The organism is Pseudomonas fluorescens, from assembly GCF_902497875.1.
In the GTDB taxonomy this organism is placed as follows: domain Bacteria; phylum Pseudomonadota; class Gammaproteobacteria; order Pseudomonadales; family Pseudomonadaceae; genus Aquipseudomonas; species Aquipseudomonas fluorescens_BR.
This window is the reverse complement of record NZ_CABVHY010000007.1, coordinates 48,930-71,099: the sequence shown is the minus strand read 5'-3', so window position 1 is coordinate 71,099 and position 22,170 is coordinate 48,930. Positions and strand designations below refer to the sequence as shown.

22 protein-coding genes are annotated in these 22,170 nt (G+C 59.9%); 11 read left to right on the top strand and 11 right to left on the bottom strand.

Annotated elements, in window-relative coordinates; translation table 11 throughout:
• Nucleotides 1-101: 101 nt before the first annotated feature.
• Nucleotides 102-656: a tetratricopeptide repeat protein gene (locus F8N85_RS08605; RefSeq protein ID WP_150803213.1), complete on the top strand. Its 555-nt coding sequence runs from the start codon at nucleotides 102-104 to the stop codon at nucleotides 654-656.
• Nucleotides 657-851: 195 nt separating this feature from the next.
• Here F8N85_RS08605 and F8N85_RS08600 read toward each other — a convergent pair whose 3' ends face one another.
• A complete protein-coding gene (locus F8N85_RS08600) occupies nucleotides 852-1,178 on the bottom strand; it encodes a DUF1820 family protein (RefSeq protein ID WP_150641200.1) in 327 nt (108 codons plus the stop codon).
• Between the two features lie 134 nt (nucleotides 1,179-1,312).
• Between F8N85_RS08600 and miaB the strand changes: the two genes are divergently transcribed.
• From miaB to lnt, 5 genes are all read left to right on the top strand, one after another.
• Nucleotides 1,313-2,641, top strand: coding sequence for a tRNA (N6-isopentenyl adenosine(37)-C2)-methylthiotransferase MiaB (gene miaB, locus F8N85_RS08595; protein WP_150803212.1), 1,329 nt, complete (start codon nucleotides 1,313-1,315; stop codon nucleotides 2,639-2,641).
• Nucleotides 2,642-2,848: 207 nt separating this feature from the next.
• Complete coding sequence (locus F8N85_RS08590; RefSeq protein WP_150803211.1) at nucleotides 2,849-3,868, top strand: PhoH family protein; 1,020 nt, start codon at nucleotides 2,849-2,851, stop codon at nucleotides 3,866-3,868.
• Nucleotides 3,861-4,355, top strand: coding sequence for an rRNA maturation RNase YbeY (ybeY, locus tag F8N85_RS08585; RefSeq protein ID WP_150803210.1), 495 nt, complete (start codon nucleotides 3,861-3,863; stop codon nucleotides 4,353-4,355). The genes F8N85_RS08590 and ybeY overlap by 8 nt, the downstream gene beginning before the upstream one ends.
• A gap of 5 nt (nucleotides 4,356-4,360) precedes the next feature.
• Nucleotides 4,361-5,200 (top strand): HlyC/CorC family transporter, encoded by an 840-nt coding sequence (locus F8N85_RS08580; protein ID WP_150803209.1) that lies wholly within the window; start codon nucleotides 4,361-4,363, stop codon nucleotides 5,198-5,200.
• Between the two features lie 8 nt (nucleotides 5,201-5,208).
• Nucleotides 5,209-6,732 (top strand): apolipoprotein N-acyltransferase, encoded by a 1,524-nt coding sequence (lnt, locus tag F8N85_RS08575; protein WP_150803208.1) that lies wholly within the window; start codon nucleotides 5,209-5,211, stop codon nucleotides 6,730-6,732.
• Between the two features lie 142 nt (nucleotides 6,733-6,874).
• On the opposite strand, the gene F8N85_RS08570 is transcribed toward lnt, so the two are convergent.
• Together F8N85_RS08570 and F8N85_RS08565 are read right to left on the bottom strand one after the other, a co-directional pair.
• On the bottom strand, nucleotides 6,875-7,636 hold the full coding sequence (locus tag F8N85_RS08570; RefSeq protein ID WP_150803207.1) for a YdcF family protein: 762 nt from the start codon (nucleotides 7,634-7,636) through the stop codon (nucleotides 6,875-6,877).
• Nucleotides 7,637-7,764: 128 nt separating this feature from the next.
• Nucleotides 7,765-8,085: a hypothetical protein gene (locus F8N85_RS08565; RefSeq protein WP_150803206.1), complete on the bottom strand. Its 321-nt coding sequence runs from the start codon at nucleotides 8,083-8,085 to the stop codon at nucleotides 7,765-7,767.
• A gap of 270 nt (nucleotides 8,086-8,355) precedes the next feature.
• On the opposite strand from F8N85_RS08565, the gene leuS reads away from it, so the two are divergent.
• The 5 genes from leuS to F8N85_RS08540 all read left to right on the top strand — a co-directional run bounded on the left by leuS (nucleotide 8,356) and on the right by F8N85_RS08540 (nucleotide 14,411).
• Entirely contained in the window at nucleotides 8,356-10,962 is a 2,607-nt protein-coding gene (gene leuS, locus F8N85_RS08560; protein WP_150803205.1) for a leucine--tRNA ligase, read from the top strand.
• A 90-nt stretch (nucleotides 10,963-11,052) separates the two neighbouring features.
• Nucleotides 11,053-11,658 (top strand): LPS assembly lipoprotein LptE, encoded by a 606-nt coding sequence (gene lptE, locus F8N85_RS08555; RefSeq protein ID WP_150803204.1) that lies wholly within the window; start codon nucleotides 11,053-11,055, stop codon nucleotides 11,656-11,658.
• A 39-nt stretch (nucleotides 11,659-11,697) separates the two neighbouring features.
• Nucleotides 11,698-12,735, top strand: a complete 1,038-nt coding sequence (gene holA, locus F8N85_RS08550; protein WP_150803203.1) for a DNA polymerase III subunit delta — start codon at nucleotides 11,698-11,700, stop codon at nucleotides 12,733-12,735.
• A gap of 127 nt (nucleotides 12,736-12,862) precedes the next feature.
• On the top strand, nucleotides 12,863-13,027 hold the full coding sequence (gene arfA / locus F8N85_RS08545) for an alternative ribosome rescue factor ArfA (protein WP_150803202.1): 165 nt from the start codon (nucleotides 12,863-12,865) through the stop codon (nucleotides 13,025-13,027).
• Nucleotides 13,028-13,088: 61 nt separating this feature from the next.
• Complete coding sequence (locus tag F8N85_RS08540) at nucleotides 13,089-14,411, top strand: lytic murein transglycosylase (protein WP_150803201.1); 1,323 nt, start codon at nucleotides 13,089-13,091, stop codon at nucleotides 14,409-14,411.
• A gap of 122 nt (nucleotides 14,412-14,533) precedes the next feature.
• Here the strand turns inward: F8N85_RS08540 and F8N85_RS08535 are convergent, their stop codons facing one another.
• The 8 genes from F8N85_RS08535 to rodA form a co-directional block, all read right to left on the bottom strand.
• The gene (locus tag F8N85_RS08535) at nucleotides 14,534-15,484 is read right to left on the bottom strand and encodes a S66 peptidase family protein (RefSeq protein WP_150803200.1); all 951 of its coding nucleotides are present in this window, start codon (nucleotides 15,482-15,484) and stop codon (nucleotides 14,534-14,536) included.
• Nucleotides 15,485-15,662: 178 nt separating this feature from the next.
• Nucleotides 15,663-16,682: a lipoyl synthase gene (lipA, locus tag F8N85_RS08530; protein ID WP_150803199.1), complete on the bottom strand. Its 1,020-nt coding sequence runs from the start codon at nucleotides 16,680-16,682 to the stop codon at nucleotides 15,663-15,665.
• Between the two features lies 1 nt (nucleotide 16,683).
• Complete coding sequence (gene lipB / locus F8N85_RS08525; protein WP_150803198.1) at nucleotides 16,684-17,331, bottom strand: lipoyl(octanoyl) transferase LipB; 648 nt, start codon at nucleotides 17,329-17,331, stop codon at nucleotides 16,684-16,686.
• Entirely contained in the window at nucleotides 17,331-17,606 is a 276-nt protein-coding gene (locus F8N85_RS08520; protein ID WP_150641215.1) for a DUF493 domain-containing protein, read from the bottom strand. The genes lipB and F8N85_RS08520 overlap by 1 nt, the downstream gene beginning before the upstream one ends.
• Nucleotides 17,607-17,687: 81 nt before the next feature.
• On the bottom strand, nucleotides 17,688-18,845 hold the full coding sequence (locus tag F8N85_RS08515; protein WP_150803197.1) for a D-alanyl-D-alanine carboxypeptidase family protein: 1,158 nt from the start codon (nucleotides 18,843-18,845) through the stop codon (nucleotides 17,688-17,690).
• Nucleotides 18,846-19,020: 175 nt separating this feature from the next.
• Entirely contained in the window at nucleotides 19,021-20,031 is a 1,011-nt protein-coding gene (locus F8N85_RS08510; protein WP_150803196.1) for a septal ring lytic transglycosylase RlpA family protein, read from the bottom strand.
• Nucleotides 20,031-21,041 carry a lytic murein transglycosylase B gene (gene mltB / locus F8N85_RS08505; protein ID WP_150803195.1) on the bottom strand — a complete coding sequence of 337 codons (1,011 nt, stop codon included), beginning with the start codon at nucleotides 21,039-21,041 and terminating at the stop codon, nucleotides 20,031-20,033. Before mltB ends, F8N85_RS08510 begins: the two co-directional genes overlap by 1 nt.
• Before the next feature lie 17 nt (nucleotides 21,042-21,058).
• Nucleotides 21,059-22,162, bottom strand: a complete 1,104-nt coding sequence (gene rodA / locus F8N85_RS08500; protein WP_191636146.1) for a rod shape-determining protein RodA — start codon at nucleotides 22,160-22,162, stop codon at nucleotides 21,059-21,061.
• Between the last annotated feature and the right edge of the window lie 8 nt (nucleotides 22,163-22,170).

Here is a 22,170-nt window from a genome sequence, read left to right as displayed (position 1 = left end):
ACGAGTAAAGACTTTGTAAGGTTGGCCCCGCTTATTTCATAATGCGCGCTTATTGGATCCCCCAGTGGATCCACGCGCCCCTCAGAGGTAAGTCGATTCCCATGAACCGCACCGGCCGCGCCCTTGCATTGGGCTGCCTGTTGCTCCTTCAGCCCCTGCTCGCGCATGCACAAGCAGGCGGCAACTCGTTGTTGATCCCAGCGATGGGTCGTTGCACCCTCAATACTCAGCCGCAAGACCTGGCCGAGGCGCTCGCCGCCTGCCAGCAAGCAGCGGATACCGGGGATGCACAGGCACAATACGAGTTGGGCGAATTCTATTACGATGGAAAAAATACCCCGCGCGACCTCAATCAAGCCCTGAATTACTTCGAAAAAGCCTCTCTGCAAGGCCACGCCCAGGCGCAATTCAAGCTCGGCAGCATGTTTTTCCATGGCGAGGGTGTGCCGGCCAACAACGTCCAGGCCTATATCGTGCTGAAGATGGCAGCGGTCAATGGCGCCGAAGATGCACTGGACACCGCCGACGAAGTCGCCGAGCACATGCAGCGTGACGAGCTGGAAGTCGCGACCCAGGTGCTGGGACAGATTTTCCGCAAATACCTGCTGGAATTGCAAAGCGCCGATGGGCGTTCGCCGTTTGCGCCGCTGCCTTGAATCCTGCCTGACCGAATGCCTGGCAGGCTTTTGTGGCGAGCGGGCTTGCCCGCGCTGGAGCGCGAAGCGGTCCTAAAACCTGCAATCGAACTCCGCCTGGCACACTGCGCCGGTTGGATTGCGACTGCTTCGCAGTCGAGCGGGGGCAAGCCCCCTCGCCACAAGAAAGCCCCACTCACCATAAAGTACTGAGTGTTACTTATCCGGCATCGGCATCGGGAATGGCATGACGTTGCTCATACCGCGGGCTTCGGTGATCTTCGGCGTACCCAGACGCTCGACTTCGTCGATGCGCACGATCGAATGCATCGGTACAAAACTGCGAACCACACCTTCGAACTGCGCCTTGAGCTTTTCTTCGCCGGGGTCGACGACCAGCTGTGTGCGCTCGCCAAAGACGAACTCTTCCACTTCCAGGAAACCCCACAGATCACTTTGATAGATCTGCTTGGCGTACATTTCGAACACCTGGCCTTGGTTGAGGAAAATCACCTTGTAGATTGGAGCTTCACGTTTGGTCATGGTGGGAGGGCAACAAATCGGGGGATATATATGAGGGCGCGAACTATAGCATAGCTACCCGATGCACAACGCTAGGAACCTCGGGTGATGACCACTATAATGCGCGGTTCTTTGAATCACTTGATGACCCCTCCATGGCCAAGAAGCTTTACATCGAAACCCACGGTTGCCAGATGAACGAGTACGACAGCTCGCGCATGGTCGATCTGCTGGGTGAACATCAGGCCCTGGAAGTCACCGCCCGCGCCGAAGACGCGGACGTCATCCTGCTTAATACCTGTTCGATCCGCGAGCGCGCCCAGGACCGGGTGTACTCACAGCTCGGCCGTTGGCGCGAATTGAAACTGGCCAACCCGGACATAGTGATCGCCGTCGGCGGTTGCGTGGCCAGTCAGGAAGGCGCGGCGATCCGCGACCGTGCGCCGTACGTCGACGTAGTGTTCGGCCCGCAAACCTTGCACCGCTTGCCGGAAATGATCGACGCCGCGCGCCTGACCAAGTTGCCGCAGGTCGACGTCTCGTTCCCGGAAATCGAAAAATTCGACCACCTGCCGGAACCGCGCATCGACGGCCCGAGCGCCTACGTCTCGGTCATGGAAGGTTGTAGCAAGTACTGCACATTCTGCGTGGTGCCCTACACCCGCGGCGAAGAAGTCAGCCGACCGTTCGACGACGTGCTGGCGGAAATCATTCACCTGGCCGAAAACGGAGTGCGCGAAGTCACCCTGCTCGGTCAGAACGTCAACGGCTACCGCGGTCAGACCCATGATGGTCGCCTGGCGGACCTCGCCGAACTGATCCGGGTAGTTGCCGCCGTCGACGGCATCGAGCGCATCCGTTACACCACCTCCCACCCGCTGGAATTCTCCGACAGCCTGATCCAGGCCCACGCCGAAGTACCGGAACTGGTCAAACACCTGCATTTGCCGGTGCAATCGGGTTCGGATCGTATTCTGGCAGCGATGAAACGCAACCACACCGCACTGGAATACAAGTCCAAGCTGCGCAAGCTGCGAGCCGCGGTACCGGGCATCTGCATCAGCTCGGACTTCATCGTCGGCTTCCCCGGCGAGACCGAAAAAGACTTCCAGCAGACCATGAAGCTGATCGAAGACGTCGGCTTCGACTTTTCCTATTCGTTTGTCTACAGCCAGCGCCCGGGCACCCCGGCAGCCGATTTGCCCGACGAAACACCGGAAGCGCTGAAAAAAGAACGCCTGAACGCTTTGCAACATCGACTCAACCAGCAAGGTTTCGAGATCAGCCGACAAATGGTCGGCTCGATCCAGCGCATTCTGGTGACCGATTATTCGAAGAAAGACCCGGGTGAATTGCAGGGGCGGACCGAAAATAATCGTATCGTCAACTTCCGCTGCGACAATCCACAGCTGATCGGACAATTCGCCGACGTGCATATCGATGCCGCGCAACCGCACTCGCTGCGCGGCTCGCTGATCCAGTAACACTGCATCCCCCCCCGCGGGAGCGAACTTGCTCGCGAAGAGGCCGTCACACTCAGCATCCATGTTGAATGTCAGTGCTCCATCGCGAGCAAGCTCGCTCCTACAGGGGTGGTGTTTGACGTTGCGTTATTTAAGAGCTTTCGCACCCGGCCCACTGGCGTTATCCTTGATTTCATCTTAATTGCCCCAGGGCGGCTAAAAACGACCTTGAACGCACCCATCGAACCACATCGCTTCATCCTCGAGCCCTTTGAGGCTCACCGCTTCGCCAATCTGTGCGGGCAGTTCAACGAGCATTTGCGCTTGATCGAACAGCGCCTGACTATCGAGATCCGCAACCGCGGAAACCAATTCGAACTGATCGGCGAACCCAAACACACCACCTCCGCGGAAAACATCCTGCGCCGCCTGTACCGGGAAACCAAGGGTACCGAGCTGTCGCCGGACACGGTTCACCTGTTCCTGCAAGAGTCTGCCGTGCAAGAGCTGGACAACCATCCGTCCGCCGAACCCGCCGTCGCACTGCGCACCAAAAAAGGCATGATTCGCCCTCGCGGCTTGAATCAGCAGCGCTATGTGAAGGAAATCCTCGGCAACGACATCAACTTCGGCATCGGCCCGGCCGGTACCGGCAAGACCTATCTGGCGGTTGCCTGCGCGGTCGACGCTTTGGAGCGCGAGCAAGTACGCCGCATCCTACTGGTGCGCCCAGCGGTTGAAGCCGGCGAAAAGCTCGGCTTCCTGCCCGGCGACCTGGCGCAAAAAATCGACCCGTACCTGCGTCCGCTGTATGACGCGCTGTACGAAATGCTCGGCTTTGAACACGTCGCCAAACTGATCGAACGTCAAGTGATCGAGATCGCGCCGCTGGCCTATATGCGCGGACGAACGTTGAACAACAGCTTCATCATTCTCGACGAAAGCCAGAACACCACCGTCGAGCAGATGAAGATGTTCCTGACGCGGATCGGCTTCGGCTCAACTGCGGTCATCACCGGCGACATCACCCAGGTCGACCTGCCCAAGGGCACCAAGTCAGGGCTGAACCATGTGATCGATGTGCTCAAGGACGTGCCGGGCATCAGCTTTACCCACTTCACCTCCAAAGACGTTGTGCGCCATCCGCTGGTGCAGCGCATCGTTGAAGCCTATGAGCGCTTCGAGAATCGCGTCGACGACGATTCGACCCGGCTCTCTACCGCCAGGGATACTCGCCGCGATGCTTGAGCTTGATCTGCAGCTTGAAAGCCAAATGCCCGCTCCCAGCGAAGCCGAGTTCCGCCAATGGTGCGAACTGGCCCTGCGCCAGCGCACTGCCGACTCGGAACTGACCATTCGCCTGGTCGACGAACCCGAAGGGCGCGAACTGAACCACACCTGGCGGCATAAGGATTACGCCACTAATGTGCTGTCCTTCCCGGCCGATGTGCCAGACGAACTGCTGGACATCCCGCTGCTCGGCGACCTGGTGATCTGCGTACCGGTAGTCGAGCGCGAAGCCGCCGAACAAGGCAAGGCACTCGACGCGCACTGGGCGCATCTGGTCATCCACGGCTGCTTGCATCTGCTGGGTTACGACCACATAGATGACGATGAAGCCGAAGAAATGGAAGCACTGGAACGAACGTTGCTTGCCGAGCTGGGTCATCCTGACCCTTATGCGGACGACGAAACCGACTCCTCCCCCACTGATACAACAAAGGATTCAGAGTAATCGCTATGAGCGAAGATCGATCGAGCAACGGGCAAAAGTCCTGGCTGGGTAAACTCACCCAAGCTTTTGCCCACGAGCCGAAAAACCGTCAGGAGCTTCTGGAGCTGCTGCGCGAAGCCCATCAGAACAAGTTGCTGGACAGCGAAGCGCTGGCTATCGTCGAAGGCGCCATCCAGGTCGCGGACCTGCAAGTACGGGACATCATGGTTCCGCGCTCGCAGATGATCAGCATCAAGGCGACTCAGACACCCCGCGAATTCCTGCCAGCGGTCATCGATTCCGCGCACTCGCGCTACCCGGTGATCGGTGAAAGCCACGACGACGTCATGGGCGTCCTGCTGGCCAAGGATTTGCTCCCGCTGATCCTCAAGGAAAACGGTGACAGCTTCAACGTCAGGGATTTGCTGCGTCCGGCGACCTTCGTCCCCGAGTCCAAGCGCCTGAACGTGCTGCTGCGCGAATTTCGCGCCAACCATAACCACATGGCCATCGTCATCGACGAATACGGCGGTGTGGCGGGCCTGGTAACCATCGAAGACGTACTGGAACAGATAGTCGGCGACATCGAAGACGAACACGACGTCGAGGAAGACAGCTACATCAAGCCACTGCCCAGTGGTGACTTCCTGATCAAGGCGCTGACGCCGATCGAAAACTTTAACGAGTTTTTTACCAGCGAGTTTTCCGACGATGAGTTCGACACGGTCGGCGGCCTGGTGATGAGTGCGTTCGGGCACCTGCCTAAACGGAACGAGATCACCGAAATCGGCCCCTATCGCTTCCGTATCCTGAACGCCGATAGCCGGCGGATTCACCTGCTGCGCCTGACACCCATAGCCCGTTAAGGATCGACATGCTGCGCTTAACCCGTCCCGGCTGGCCCGGTAATCTGCTGGCCGTGGCGGCCGGTGCACTCACCACCCTGACACTGGCGCCGTACGATATCTGGCCACTGGCGCTGCTCGCGCTGGGGATCTTCTATGCCGGCTTGCGCGATCTGACGCCCCGTCAGGCACTGGGTCGTGGCTGGTGCTATGGCTTCGGCCTGTTTGCCGCCGGCACCAGCTGGATCTACGTCAGCATCCACACCTACGGCGGCGCCTCTGCGCTGCTCGCCGGCCTGTTGATGTTTGCCTTCTTTGCCGCCATCGCCTGGTTTTTTGCCCTGCCCGCCTGGATTTGGGCACGCTGGCTGCGGCGTAACGAAGCGCCCCTGGCCGACGCCCTGGCCTTTGCCGCGCTGTGGCTGGCCCAGGAAGCTTTCCGTGGCTGGTTTCTCACGGGCTTCCCTTGGCTGTATTCCGGTTATAGCCAGCTCGACGGACCTCTCGCCGGCCTCGCACCGCTGGGCGGCATGTGGCTGATTTCCTTCACCCTGGCCCTGACGGCGGCGCTGCTGTACAACCTGCCGCGCCTGGTCCGTAGCGCACGCAAGGCGTTCATCGCCGCCGGCCTGCTGTTGCTGATCGCGCCTTGGGGCATTGGCCTGGCACTCAAGGGTCACGCCTGGACCAGTCCCTCTGGCGACCCGCTGTCCGTCGCGGCGATCCAGGGCAATATCGAGCAAAGCATGAAGTGGGACCCGGAGCAGTTGAACTCGCAACTGGCCCTGTACCGCGACCTGAGCTTCAGCTCCAAGCGTGTCGACTTGCTGATCTGGCCAGAAACGGCGATCCCGGTACTTAAGGAATCAGCCGAAGGTTACCTGAGCATGCTCGGCAACTTCGCCGCAGAGCGCAATTCCGCACTGATTACCGGAGTACCGATCCGCCAGGTAATGCATCAGGAAAAGCGCTACTTCAATGGCATCACCGTGGTCGGCGAAGGTGATGGCACCTACCTGAAACAGAAACTGGTGCCGTTTGGCGAGTACGTACCGTTACAGGATTTGCTGCGCGGGCTGATTGCCTTCTTTGACTTGCCGATGTCGGACTTCGCGCGCGGCCCGGCTGATCAGCCGTTGCTGCAAGCCAAGGGGTACCAGATTGCTCCGTTCATCTGCTACGAAGTGGTTTACCCGGAGTTCGCCGCCAGCCTTTCAGCCCGCAGCGACCTGCTGCTGACCATCAGCAACGACACCTGGTTCGGCACCTCCATCGGTCCGCTGCAACATTTACAGATGGCACAGATGCGCGCGCTGGAAGCCGGGCGCTGGATGATTCGCGCCACCAATAACGGCGTTACCGGCCTGATCGACCCTTTCGGCAAGATCACCGTGCAGATCCCGCAGTTCCAGCGCGGGATTCTCTACGGCGAAGTGGTGCCGATGCACAACCTGACGCCGTACCTGCAATGGCGTTCGTGGCCGCTGATCATTGTCTGTGTATTGCTGTTCGGCTGGGCGCTGCTGGCCAGCCGGATGGCCAAAACCGTTTAACATTCAGAATCCGGGTGCCGCAAAAAGATCGTCCGAACGCGGCCCGAACCTGCGGCAGCTCCTACGGGATTTACGTACACCCGAAAATCACGGGTGAATGCGGTACGTGTAGGAGCTGCCGCAGGCTGCGATCTTTTGACTTTCAGCGGTAAAACAACGAATACCCAATCTGCCCCACTGCCTCATTCAGCAACTGCCCTGATTGCCAGATCGACTTGAACTCCGGCATCCAGCCACCCAGTGGTCGGGCGTTATCCCCGCCTAAAAAACCTACCGGCGCCGCGACAACAGTGAAACCTGCGCGCTCGAAACTCCACACCGAACGCGACATGTGCCAGGCCTGAGTCACCACGACCACTCGTTTGATACCCAAAGGCTGCAGCACTTCGGCGGTGAACTGGGCGTTTTCCCAGGTCGTGCGGCTGCGACCTTCCTGCCACCTGACCGTTACGCCAAAATCATCCCGCATCGACTCGGCCATCAGCGCCGCCTCGGTGGGCGGTGTTCCGTAATGCAAACCGCCACTGGTCAACACCGGCAGGCCCGAAGCCTTGGCCAGTCGAGCCGCATAGCGCTCGCGCTCCAGGCCGACACCGGTCGGTTGATCTGTGCCCCACGCCGGATCGCCGCGCTCCCGACCCGAGCCCAATAACACAATCGCATCCGCACGCTCGGCCAGCGTCGCCCATTCGCTACGCGCCAGCGGCGGTTCACGCTCCAGCGCATGGGCGCTCCACTCGACGACAATCGGCAGGCTCATCAGCCAGAAGCCCCCCGCCCCCAATACAAAGCACAGCCCCGCCAGACGTGGCCGGGAGCGACGAAACCACCAGGCGAACAACAGCAGCAGCAAAAGAATGCCGGGAGGCAAAAGAAGTTGTTTAACGAAATAGCGAAAAGGCATCGAGCATCTCCATAGATGCTCGAAGCCTAAGGGGGTTGAAGCTATGCAACAATAGTTGCTGAAGGCGTTTCCTTCGAAAGCCTTTGATTCTTGATGTCATGCAGAGTGCCCGAAAGGGCTGCATACACTTATTTGAACTGGAGGGACCGGACCTTTACCGCTTCCCCACCGACTGCCTTGTCCCGCAACCAGATGATCTTGGCCGAACGTGGTGCTTCTTTATATTTGATAGCTTCCAATACGTTGGAATGCGCTTCACGTTCACTGCGGTTCAGATAGGCCTTGATCAACTCGAACTCAGCGTGACTCAAACCACGTAACTCCAACTCGACAGGACGTTCATCGCGTAACCGACCTGCCGTTTTTGCCGCATCCAAGGCCAGACCAAGACGGTCTATCAGCCGTTCGTACAGCTCGGGTTTTGTTACTTTTCGCTGCGACTCAACCATCCGCTCACCTCATTGAAGATAAGACTCACTCCCCCTTTAAGAGCTTAGTCTCGCTGAAGCAACAGGCCTGTTGCCGCGACCAACGGCCCGCGGAAGCCCGCTGGTGCAATCAGGGTTTCCCTCGATAGAGCGCGGTCATGTATGCTACGGCGCTTCCTGTAACTCCACTTCCAGCTCGACTGGGCACCGAAAACGCCACATTTGGCGTCGTCACCGTCCAGCGTCGCATTGAAGAGGATTAGGCCACCCCTATTCAGTTCAAAAGTAGCCATGCACGAACAATATCAGCCCCGTGAAATCGAAGCCGCCGCCCAGTCATTCTGGGATGAGCAAAAGTCCTTTGAAGTCAGTGAACAGCCAGGCAAGGAGACTTTCTACTGCCTGTCGATGTTCCCTTACCCCAGCGGCAAGCTACACATGGGGCACGTGCGTAACTACACCATCGGCGACGTGATCTCCCGCTATCAGCGCATGCAAGGCAAAAACGTCCTGCAACCCATGGGTTGGGACGCCTTCGGCATGCCCGCGGAAAACGCCGCGATGAAAAACAACGTAGCGCCCGCCAAGTGGACCTACGAAAACATCGCCTACATGAAAACCCAGCTGCGCAGCCTGGGCCTGGCGGTGGACTGGTCCCGCGAAGTGACCACCTGCAAGCCGGATTACTATCGCTGGGAACAATGGCTGTTCACTCGCCTGTTCGAAAAAGGCGTGATCTACCGCAAGAACGGCACCGTCAACTGGGACCCGGTGGACCAGACCGTTCTGGCCAACGAACAGGTGATCGACGGCCGCGGCTGGCGTTCCGGCGCGCTGATCGAGAAGCGCGAAATCCCGATGTACTACTTCAAGATCACCGCTTATGCGGATGAGCTGCTGGAGAGTCTCGACGATTTGCCGGGCTGGCCCGAGCAAGTCAAAACCATGCAGCGTAACTGGATTGGCAAATCCCGCGGCATGGAAGTGCAGTTCCCTTACGACCAGGCCTCCATTGGCGAAGCCGGCGTAATGAAAGTCTTCACCACCCGTCCGGACACCCTGATGGGCGCGACCTACGTCGCAGTGGCCGCCGAACACCATCTGGCGACCCTGGCCGCAAAAGGCAACCCTGAGCTGCAAGCCTTCATCGCCGAATGCAAAGGCGGCAGCGTGGCGGAAGCCGACGTCGCCACTCAAGAGAAGAAAGGCCTACCGACTTCGCTGTTCGTAGAGCACCCATTGACCGGCGAAAAACTGCCCGTCTGGGTCGCCAACTATGTGCTCATGCACTACGGCGACGGCGCGGTCATGGCCGTACCGGCGCACGACGAGCGCGACTTCGAGTTCGCCACCAAGTACAGCTTGCCGATCAAACCCGTAGTGCGCACCAGCGCCGGCGATGAAACGCCTGCTCCCTGGCAGGATGCCTACGGCGAGCACGGCCAGTTGATCAATTCCGGCGAGTTCGACGGCCTGGACTTCCCTGGCGCGTTCGATGCGATCGAAGTGGCGCTGATCAAGAAAAACCTTGGCGCCTCCCGCACCCAGTTCCGCCTGCGCGACTGGGGCATCAGCCGTCAGCGTTACTGGGGCTGTCCGATCCCGATCGTCCACTGCGACAGCTGCGGTGACGTGCCGGTGCCGGAAAACCAACTGCCAGTGGTGCTGCCCGAGGACGTCGTACCCGACGGCGCCGGTTCGCCATTGGCGCGCTTGCCCGCGTTCTACGAGTGCAGCTGCCCGAAATGCGGCAAGCCGGCCAAGCGCGAAACCGACACCATGGACACCTTTGTCGAGTCGTCCTGGTACTACGCCCGCTACGCCTCGCCGCATTACGAGGGTGGCCTGGTCGACCCGGCCGCAGCCAACCACTGGTTGCCGGTCGATCAGTACATCGGCGGTATCGAACACGCAATTCTTCACCTGCTCTACGCGCGCTTCTTCCACAAGCTGATGCGCGACGAAGGCCTGGTCAGCTCCAACGAGCCGTTCAAGAACCTGCTGACCCAAGGCATGGTGATCGCCGAGACTTACTACCGTCGCGAAGCCAACGGCAGCCTGACCTGGTTCAACCCGGCGGATGTCGAGCTGGAACGCGACAGCAAAGCCAAAATCATCGGCGCCAAGCTGATCAGCGACGGTCTGCCGGTGGAAATCGGTGGCACCGAGAAGATGGCCAAGTCGAAGAACAACGGCGTTGACCCGCAATCGATGATCGACCAGTACGGCGCCGATACCTGCCGGCTGTTCATGATGTTCGCCTCGCCGCCGGACATGAGCCTGGAGTGGTCCGACTCCGGCGTCGAAGGCTCCCATCGCTTCCTCAAGCGCGTCTGGCGCCTGGCACAAGCTCACGTCAGCCAAGGCCTGTCGGGCGCATTGGATCTCGCTACGCTGAACGACGAGCAAAAAGTCATTCGCCGGGCGATCCACCTGGCCATCAAACAAGCCAGTCAGGATGTCGGCCAGCATCACAAATTCAACACCGCCATCGCTCAGGTGATGACGCTGATGAACGTGCTGGAAAAAGCGCCGCAAGCTACCGGTCAGGACCGCGCGCTGTTGCACGAAGGTCTGGAAACCGTTGCCCTGCTGTTGGCGCCGATCACTCCGCACATCAGCCATGAGCTGTGGCACCAGCTGGGCCACCAAGGCGCAGTCATCGATGCCAACTGGCCAGCACTAGACGAAAATGCCTTGGTGCAGGACAGCCTGCAGCTTGTCATTCAAGTGAATGGCAAACTGCGCGGTCACATCGAAATGCCCGCCAGCGCCAGCCGCGAAGAGGTGGAAGCTGCAGCACGGACCAATGAAAACGTACTGCGCTTCACCGAAGGCCTGACTATTCGCAAGGTGATCGTCGTGCCTGGCAAGCTAGTCAATATCGTCGCTAGCTAATTGGATCAGGCGCCAGGTCCTGGACCTGGCGCCGAACAAAACCTCCAGGGCCGCGCAGTCGGCCCACATGGTTTCAAGGGGAGCATCAAGATGATCAAACGCAATCTGCTGGTTATGGGCCTCGCGGTACTGCTGAGCGCCTGCGGCTTCCAGCTGCGCGGTACCGGCACTACCGATCTCGCTATCAGAGAGCTCGACCTGAGTGCCCGTAACGCCTATGGCGAGACCGTCACGCAGCTGCGTCAGATATTGCAAGGCAGCGGCGTCAAAGTCTATGCCGGCGCACCGTACAAGCTGACGCTGACCAATGAACAGGAATCCCAGCGCAGCCTCAGCTATGCCGGCGCAGGACGCTCGGCCGAGTATGAGCTGACCACCGTGCTGTTCTATGAAATCCAGGGGCACGACAACCTGCCGTTGCTCAGTGACTCACTGCAAGTGCAAAAGGTCTTCCTCCACGACGGCAACAACCTGGTAGGTTCTGACCAGGAAGCCGCCCAAGTGCGCCAGGAATTACGTCGCGACCTCGTGCAACGGATGATGCTGCGTCTGCAGCAGCTGAGCCCGGCACAACTGGATCAACTGCAGCAAACCGCCGATGCCAGGGCCAAGGCCGAGGCCGACGCCCTGAGAGCGGCACAAGAGGCTGAAGCGCAAACGCCTCGCCAGTCGCCTCTGCAGCTGCAGAACCAGTAAGCCTTACGGGGCGCTCAAGCGCCCCGTTTGCCTCCTCCTATGAAACTCGCCCCCGCCCAACTCGCCAAACACCTGCAAGGCAACCTTGCGCCTGTGTACATCATCAGCGGAGATGATCCGCTGCTGTGTCAGGAAGCCGCCGATGCCATTCGTGCCGCTGCCCGTCAGCAAGGCTTCGATGAGCGCCAGGTGTTCAGCGCCGACGCCAGCTTCGATTGGGGCACGCTCCTACAAGCGGGCGCCAGCATGTCGCTGTTCGCCGAAAAACGTGTGCTGGAGCTGCGCCTGCCTTCCGGCAAGCCCGGTGACAAGGGCGCCGCGGCGTTCATCGAATACTGCTCGCGCCCCCCGGAAGACACCCTGCTGCTGATCAGTCTGCCCAAGCTCGACGGCAGTGCGCAGAAGACCAAGTGGGGCAAGGCACTGATCGAAGGTCAGCAGACCCAGTTCTTGCAAATCTGGCCGGTGGACGCCAACCAACTGCCGCAATGGATTCGCCAACGCCTGTCCCAGGCCGGCCTTAGCGCCAGCCAGGACGCCGTCGAGCTGATTGCGGCGCGGGTTGAAGGCAACCTGCTGGCTGCTGCCCAGGAAATCGAAAAGCTCAAGCTGATGGCCGAAGGCGGTCAGATCACCGTTGAAACCGTGCAAGCGGCGGTGGCCGACAGTGCGCGCTTCGATGTATTCGGGCTGACCGATGCGATTCTCAACGGCGAAGCGGCGCATGCCCTGCGTATGCTCGAAGGGCTGCGCGGTGAAGGCGTCGAACCGCCGGTGATTCTCTGGGCGCTGGCCCGGGAGCTGCGTCTGCTGGCCAACCTGTCGCTGCAATACAGCCAGGGCATCCCACTGGACAAAGCCTTCAGCCAGGCCCGACCACCAGTCTGGGACAAGCGCAAGCCACTGATGAGCAAAGCCCTGCAACGCCACTCGGCGCAGCGCTGGGGGCAACTGCTGCTCGATGCTCAGCGTATCGACGCACAGATCAAAGGTCAGGCGGCGGGCTCGCCATGGATGAGCCTCAGCCGTTTGTCGCTGTTGATGGCCGGTCAGCGTTTGGCATTGCCGGCGGAATGAACCCTTTGTGACCGCTGCGCGGTCATTCGCGGCCGAAAGGTCCTACAAAGTGCAGGGTCTAGACAGACGCCCCATCTTGTCCGATGATCGGCAACGCAAAACCCCACCCCAAAAGCGAGATCCCATCATGAGCAATAAGCCATCAACGCATGGCCCCAACAAGGCCAAATCCATTATCGCCCAGCCTCTGTTTCGCAGCCGTCAGGAACAACCAGGCAAGGGCAAAGGCAGCTACCGCCGCGAAGCCTTCCAGTCTAAAAGCTGGGAGGCTTCTTACTTTCAGACCGCCTGAAAGCAAGCAACCCCTCAACATGTTAAGGTCGGCACCTGATTCGTATTTTCTGGACCTGTGCATGCCCTTTTGTCTTTCCCGTCGTTGGCATTTACGCCAATTGATCGCTGCCTCCAGCCTTATTCTGTTAGTCGCCTGCGCGGAAAAACCCACCGCCGCCGACGCTCAACCGCTTCAGAACGTTGCTGTCGTCCCTGCGCCCGCCGTGATTCCTCCCGTCGTTCCGACTGGCGATAACCTGGAAATCCGTCCGACGCAGTCGTTCAATGAATGGCAGACCGCCTTTCGCCAGGACGCCCTGGTCGCCGGCATCAGCCCCAGCCTGTTCGATCGCGCGTTTGCCGGTGTTACACCGGACATGAGCGTGATCCGCGCCGACCGCAGCCAACCGGAGTTTTCCCGCCCGGTGTGGGAATACCTCGATGGCGCGCTGTCTGCCTTGCGGGTGCGCAAGGGCCAAGGACTGCTCTACGAATACGCCGACACCCTGCAAAGCATCGAACAGCGTTATGGCGTTGATCGCCAGGCACTAGTGGCGGTCTGGGGCATGGAAAGCAACTTCGGCAGCTTCCAGGGCGATAAATCGGTGATCCGCTCGCTGGCCACCCTGGCCTACGAAGGTCGGCGCCCAGGCTTTGCCCATGCCCAATTGCTCGCCGCCCTGCAGATTCTGCAGCAGGGTGATATCGAGCCCGAGAAAATGCTCGGCTCCTGGGCCGGCGCCATGGGGCAGACCCAGTTCATCCCGACCACCTACAACACCCACGCGGTGGACTTCGATGGCGATGGACGGCGCGATATCTGGGGCAGCCCGGCCGATGCCCTGGCTTCGACCGCCCACTACCTGCAAAGCTCTGGCTGGCAGAAGGGCCAGCCGTGGGGCTTCGAGGTACAACTGGCGAGCGGTTTCGACTATGCGCTGGCCGATGGCTCGATCCGCAAGTCCGTCGCCGAGTGGATGCAGCTAGGGCTCAAGCTGCCTGCGGGTACGAGCGTACCGGCAGGCTCCGAACAACTGTCCGCGGCCCTGTTGCTGCCGGCCGGTTATCGCGGCCCGGCATTCCTGATCCTCGATAATTTCCGGGCCATTCTCAAGTACAACAACTCGTCGTCCTATGCCTTGGCCGTCAGCCTGCTGTCCGAACGCTTCAGCGGTGCCGGGCTGATCGGCGGTGAATGGCCCAAGGATGACCTGCCGTTGAGCCGTTCCGAACGGATCGAGCTGCAAAGCCTGCTCAGCATGAATAACTACGATGCCGGCACTGCCGACGGCATCATCGGCGCCAACACCCGCAAGGCGATACGCGCGGCGCAGCAGTCGTTTGGCTGGCCGGCGGATGGCTATCCGACGCATAAGTTGCTGGAGAGTTTGCGCAGTCGCTAGATAGCCGTATGGCTACAACCGCATCGCGAGCAAGCTCGCTCCCACATTAGATTGTGTGAACACTGAAGATCCAGTGTGGGAGCGAGCTTGCTCGCGATGACTATCGACCAGGCAAGGAATATCTAAGGCCTGCTCACCACATCCTGCTCCAGCACCAACTCCTGAGCCCCCGCATCCAACCGGACCATCGCCCCCATCGGCAGGGTCAGGTTCGGGTCGCAATGGCCACTGCGCCAGCCCGCCAGTACCGGAATCCACAGCGGCTCGAAGGTTTGCTTGAGCAACCCGGCCAATGCCTGGGAGTCTACCCCGGCAACATCGCCCACCAAGACCCCACAGAGCTTGCTCAGCACGCCCGCGAGCCGCAGATGGGTCAGTAGCCGGTCGATGCGGTACAGCGGCTCGTTGATGTCCTCAATGAACAGAATGACACCGTCGGCCTCGATCTCGTATGGCGTGCCCAGGGTGGCGGCAATCAGCGAGAGATTGCCCCCCAGCAAACGACCGCGCGCAACTCCCGGCACAATCGTGGTCAATGGATAAGCCGGCGGATGGAGCAACACGCTCCCGGAGGTTAATTCCCCTCTGAGCATGCCGAGCAACGAGGATTCGGTGGGCTGCTGTTTATCCCCCAGCAGATCGGCGTTGAGCATCGGTCCATGGAAGGTCACGAAGCCCGCATAGCGACTGATCGCCAGATGCAGTGCCGTGAGATCGCTGTAGCCGACAAAAGGCTTGGCATTGCGACGCAGCAGCTCGAAATCGATCCGGTCCAGTATTCGCGGGCTTCCATAACCGCCGCGCAGGCACAGGATCGCGTCGATGCGGCTGTCAGCGAACGCCGCGTGCAGGTCGTTCAAGCGGACCTCGTCACTTCCGGCCAGATAACCGTCTTTCTGCTCGACACCGGGAAAGATCCGTAGCGCGTAGCCCCTGGCCTGCATCCATTGCACAGCCTTCTCGGCATCCAGCGCTGCGGGACCGGCCGGTGCGATCAAGCCGATCACGCCATTGGCTGGCAATGCGGGCACTGGCGTGTGAGCGCAGGCTTTGTCTGTTGATCGAATCGTCATCCGTGGTTCTCCCTGCGTAGACTCTTCAACGCACAGTAGACACGAATGCAGGCAAATAGAAGGGGATTAAGCGCTACAGGATGCGAAGGAAAAGTCTGGTTTGCGGTGGCAATATTGTTCTATCCAACTGAAAATCAGACCGCCCACCAAAATGAAGATTCTGGCGGGCGGTTGCAGATCAGGACATCAAGCTGGCTTTAACCAGTTTCGCCTGTTCGTCGGCGTGGTACGAGGAACGTACCAGCGGGCCTGAGGCAACGTTCTTGAAGCCCATCTTGTAGCCTTCTTCGGCGAACCAGGCGAACACGTCCGGGTGCACGAAGCGCTGCACCGGCAAGTGGCTGCGCGATGGCTGCAGGTACTGGCCGAGGGTCAGCATGTCGATGTCGTGTTCGCGCATGCGCTTCATGACTTCGATGACTTCTTCGTCGGTCTCGCCCAGACCCAGCATCAAGCCGGACTTGGTCGGAATGTGCGGCATCATCTGCTTGAAGCGTTGCAGCAAGGTCAGCGACCACTGGTAATCCGAACCCGGACGCGCAGCCTTGTACAGGCGCGGCACGGTTTCCAGGTTGTGGTTGAACACATCCGGCGGCTCGGCGGCGGTGATTTCCAGCGCCACGTCCATACGGCCACGGTAGTCCGGAACCAGGGTTTCGAGCTGCACGTTCGGCGACAGCTTGCGGATCTCGCGGATGCAGTCGGCAAAGTGCTGGGCACCGCCGTCACGCAGGTCGTCGCGGTCCACCGAGGTGATCACCACGTACTTCAGTTTCAGGTCGGCGATGGCGATGGCCAGGCTTTGCGGTTCATTGACGTCCAGTGGCTTCGGACGACCGTGGCCCACATCGCAGAACGGGCAACGACGGGTGCAGATGTCGCCCATGATCATGAACGTCGCGGTGCCGCCGGAGAAGCACTCGCCCAGGTTCGGGCAGGACGCTTCTTCGCAAACGCTGTGCAGCTTGTGTTTGCGCAGCAGGGCCTTGATGCGATCGACTTCCGGCGAAACCGGAATACGCACGCGGATCCAGTCGGGCTTTTTCGGTAGTTCGGTGGTCGGGATGATCTTCACCGGAATGCGTGCAACCTTCTCGGCGCCGCGCAGCTTGACGCCGGCTTCAACCTTGGCACGCGGGGCCGGACGCTCGGTGACATCCAGCGTCGGGATCATGGTTTGCACTGCATCAGTAGTCATATCAGTCGATTCCGCCCGTTAGGGTCGTCTGCTCAGCATAGTCGAGGTGTTTGACGAGCTGCGCGCGCAGCCGGGCACTTACCTCGGCAAATTCAATCGGTCCTGTGTGATCGCGCAGCTGGGTCATCGCCAGCCCGGCGTAGCCACAGGGATTAATCCGTCGGAACGGCTCCAGGTCCATATCCACGTTCAGCGCCAGGCCATGAAAGGAGCAACCGTGGCGTATCCGCAGGCCCAGGGAGGCGATTTTCGCGCCGTCGACGTAGACACCCGGCGCATCGGCCTTGGCCACCGCCGTGACGCCATAACTGGCCAGCAGCTCGATCAGGCACAGCTCCATCCGGCTGACCAGCTCGCGCACGCCAAACCCCAGCTTGCGCACATCCAGCAGCAGATAAGCCACCAGTTGCCCAGGACCGTGATAGGTCACTTGCCCGCCGCGGTCGACCTTCACTACCGGAATGTCCCCGGGTAGCAGCAGGTGCTCGGCCTTGCCTGCCTGGCCTTGAGTAAAGACCGGCGGATGCTGCACCAGCCAGACCTCGTCAGGCGCCGTGTTGCCGCGCTCGTTGGTAAAGCGCTGCATGGCCTGCCAGACCGGCTCGTAAGCCATCTGACCGAGCTCGCGAAAGCCCAGCGTGTCGGACATCACAGCACCATGTGCACGAAACCGGTAGCCCGCAACTCGCTGTTGATGTCGTACAGCTGCTCTTGACCGGTGGCGATGATGTGCAACTGGATGGTCGTGTACTTGCCGTTGGTACTCTGGCGCTCGGCCAGGGTCTGATGGTCAACGGTTGCGTGTTTTTCAAGGATTGCGATGATCTTGTCCTTGAAACCCACGCCGGTGTCGCCGATTACCTTTATCGGGTAATCCGCGCAGGGGAATTCGATTTTTGGCGCCTTTACTTCAGTATCTGTCATGGCGTAACGGCCTCGTAAGCCGTGGCGACGGACATACCTCCCGCTCTATGTCAGAGCGAGAGGCACGCTGGACCACAATAATCAGTTGAACAAGCCGTAGAAGAATAGACGGATGCTATCCCACATGCGGCGGAAGATACCACCCTCGTCGACGGCGTCCAGTGCGATCAGGTCGGCGCTGTGCACGACTTTATCGTCCAGTTTCACTTCGACTTTACCAATCACGTCGCCCTTGGCGATCGGTGCGATCAGTTGCGGTGTCATGCTCATGCTCGCCTGCAGCTTTTTCAGCTGGCCTTTAGGCATAGTCATGGTCAGGTCTTGAGCCAAACCGGCCTTGACCTGATTGGTGGTGCCTTTCCAGACCGGAGCCTGAGCCAGCTCGGTACCCTTCTGGTAGAAGGTCTGGGTTTCGAAGAAGCGGAAACCGTAAGTCAGCAGCTTCTGGGTTTCAGCAGCACGAGCCTGTTCGCTGTTGGTGCCGAAGACCACTGCGATCAAACGCATGCCGTCACGTACAGCCGAAGACACCATGCAGTAGCCGGCTTCGTCGGTGTGACCGGTTTTCAGGCCGTCGACAGTCTTGTCACGCCACAGCAGCAGGTTGCGGTTCGGTTGCTTGATGCCGTTCCAGAAGAACTCTTTCTGCGAATAGATCGCATAGTGAGCAGGGTCTTCGTGGATGATCGCGCGGGCCAGCACGGCCATGTCATGAGCCGACGAGTAATGCTCCGGGTTCGGCAGACCGGTCGGGTTCATGAAGTGACTGTTGGTCATGCCCAGATCGGTGACGGTTTTGTTCATCATGTCGGCGAACGCGTCTTCGCTACCGGCGATGTGCTCGGCAAGCGCAACGCTGGCGTCGTTGCCCGACTGGATGATGATGCCGTGCAGCAAATCGCTGACCGTTACCTGCGTGCCAACCTTGATGAACATCCGCGAACCGCCGGTACGCCAGGCATTCTCGCTGACGGTTACCGGATCGTTTTCACCGATCTGGCCGCGACGGATTTCCAGAGTCGCCATGTAGGCGGTCATCAGCTTGGTCAGACTGGCCGGCGGCAGACGCTGGTCACCATTGTTCTCGACCAGCACATTGCCGCTGCTGGCGTCCATGAGCACATAGGATTTGGCGGCCAGTTGCGGTGGCGACGGCATCATCTCTATCGCCCAGGCGGCAGGCGTGATGAGCAGCGGGACAAGCAGGCACAGGCGTTTGGCAAAGGTGGTGATGTTCATCCGTCTCTCGAAATTGCTAATGGAAACTTGCCCTCGCGGGCAAAACTAATCTGACAACCGGTCCCGGTTGTCGCGTGTTCAGTTGTTCGCCCTAAACCGTGCTCGGTTTTTTTGTTCTTTGACGAGCCAACAACCGGAACCCGACCCCAGGGCCAGGTCCTCAATCAGATGTCACTTATTCCGCTGTTACCAGCTTTGGCTGGCCGAGATTGGCCAGTCGCACGCTGTTTTGCACTTGCTCGATTTCAGCCGGCGTACCGATCGGCCCCAAGCGTACCCGATGGAGTGTCTGTTGGTTACGCACGATCGAGCTGATGAACACCGGGGTCTGCACCATCCCGCTCAGCTTCGACCTCAACAGTTCGGCAGCGTCCGGGTTGGCGAAGGCGCCCACCTGAAGATACTGGCCAGAGGCTGTTGCAGAAGCGTTTTTTTTTGCATCCAGCGGCACCGGGATAACGGGCGCGGCATGTTGCTGCGGTGGTGGCGTCCATTGCTCGACAGTGCCGGCCGAAGCGCTCATCACCGGAGCGGCAGCTTGCGCCACCCGAGGTTCGTTGAGCATCAGCGGCGCCGGCCGGCCGCGCTGGGCCCACCATTGTTGCGGGTCGATCCCCTCGACCTTGACCCTTGCCGTGCCGGTTTCGGCATAACCGAGCTTCTTGGCGGCAGCGTAGGACAAGTCGATGATCCGGTCCGAGTAGAACGGCCCACGATCGTTGACCCGCAGAATCACGCTCTTGTTATTGTCCAGGTTGGTCACCCGGACATAGCTCGGCAGCGGCAGGGTCTTGTGCGCGGCACTCATGCCGTACAGGTCATAGACTTCGCCGTTGGCGGTATTCTGGCCGTGGAATTTGGTGCCGTACCAGGAAGCCGTACCCGAGGCGACGTAATTCTTCGACTCGCTTATCGGGAAGTAGCTTTTACCCAGCACCGTGTAAGGGTTGGCCTTGTAAGGTCCGGTGTGCAGGGTCGGTGTGGCATCGGGGATGCGCGAAACATCGACATCCCACCACGGCGCGCCATCTTTATGGGCGCGATTGATATCCAGGCCAGGTGTCGCGCGAACGACGGTCGGTGATTTCTGCTGCGGCGCGCGGCTGGTCGAACAACTGACAACCAACAACGACAGTGCAGCAACAGCCGCCAGCTTCAGGGGTTTATGTATCGGCATTGCCCGCATTACTTGACGCCCCGTGCTTGGACCAGCAAATCAGACAGCTGATGCACGGCCATTGCGTACATCACACTGCGGTTATAGCGCGTAATCGCGTAAAAATTATTCAACCCCATCCAATACTCGGGGCCATTGTCGCCTTCCAGCCGAAAAGCCGTGACCGGCATATCATCGCGCAGCGCATCATGACTTGACCAGCCCAGCGCTCGCAACTCCCCGACCGTTTTGACCGGCTCGATGCCCTGGGTCAGACCTTCATCGACCTTGTCACCACGCACCGTGGCCAGGCTGACCACCGGCTCGCCGGCTACCCAGCCGTGATGCTTGAAATAGCTGGCAACACTGCCGATGGCATCGTCCGGGTTAGTCCAGATATTGATATGACCGTCACCGTCGAAATCCACAGCATAGGCGCGAAAACTGCTCGGCATGAACTGCGGCAAGCCCATGGCGCCGGCATAAGACCCCTTGAGCGTCATTGGGTCGACTTGTTCTTCACGGGCCAGCAGCAGGAACTCACGCAGCTCTTTGCGGAAAAAATCGGCGCGCGGCGGGTAGTCGAAGCCCAGGGTCGATAATGCGTCGATCACCCGGTAATTGCCGGTATTACGGCCAAAAAAGGTTTCAACGCCGATGATCGATACAATCACCTGGGCCGGCACCCCGTATTCCTTTTCGGCGCGAGCCAGCACGGCTTCGTGCTGACGCCAGAAATCCACGCCACGCGCGATACGCGCATCGGTGAGAAACATCGGGCGGTATTCTTTCCACTGTTTGACCCGCTCGGCAGGCCGGGAAATCGCGTCGAGGATAGACTGCTTGCGCTCGGCTTCGCGGAACACCCCCATCAGCTGCTCTCCGGCGAATCCGTAGTCGCGGGTCATTTCACCGACGAATTCGGCCACCTGCGGCGTGCCTTCGTAATCGCCGGCCAGCGCCTCCTGTGCTGCACCAAGGATGCCTACCAGGCCGACCCACGGAGCGTATCGAGTCGCCCAGCCACGCATTACTTGCATTGAAATCTTCACCTTATTCAAACCTGCGCGATCCACTTACGATGGGTATGGATCGACATCAAAACCCCAAACGCTGACAGCAGCGTCACCAGCGAAGTTCCTCCATAGCTAATGAATGGCAATGGCACCCCCACTACCGGTAACAGGCCACTGACCATACCGATGTTGACGAAAACGTAAACAAAAAACGTCATGGTCAGGCTGCCGGCGAGCAATTTGCCGAACAATGTCTGCGCCTGAGCGGTAATCACCAGCCCACGGCCGATCAACAGCAAATAGATCAACAGCAAGGCACAGATGCCCACCAGGCCGAATTCTTCGCCCAGGACCGCGATAATGAAGTCGGTGTGGCTCTCCGGCAGAAAGTCCAGGTGGGACTGAGTACCGAGCAACCAACCCTTGCCGAAGACGCCGCCGGAACCGATGGCCGCCTTGGACTGGATGATGTTCCAGCCAGTGCCCAGCGGATCGCTTTCCGGGTCCAGGAAGGTCAGGACCCGCTGTTTCTGGTACTCATGCATGACGAAATACCACATCGCCACGGCCACCGGCACCGCGGCAGCGATCACGCTGACAATCCAGCGCCAGCGCAGGCCGCCCATGAACAGCACGAAGGCGCCACCGGCGAGAATCAGCAACGAGGTGCCAAGGTCAGGCTGGCGCACGATCAGGATAAACGGGACTCCGATCAACATCAGGCTGATGCCGACATGCTTGAGTTGCGGGGGCAGTGAGCGTTTGGCCAGATACCAGGCGATGGTCGCCGGCATGATGATCTTCATGAACTCCGATGGCTGGAAGCGAATCACCCCGGGAATGTTGATCCAGCGCGTAGCGCCCATGGCGTTGTGGCCCATGACGTCCACCACCACCAACAGCACTACGCCGCACACATAGGCCAATGGCACCCAGCGCGCCATGAAGCGCGGCTCGAGCTGGGCGATGACGAACATCGAGACCAGACCGATGCCAAAAGAGGTCGCTTGCTTGCCCAGCAGATCCCAGCTCTTGCCGCTGGCCGAATACAGCACGAACAGACTGCCCGCGGCGAGGGTCAGCAACAGAATCAGCAAAGGCCCGTCGATGTGCATGCGTTGCAACAGCGTCGCGCGGCGACGCATCACATCCT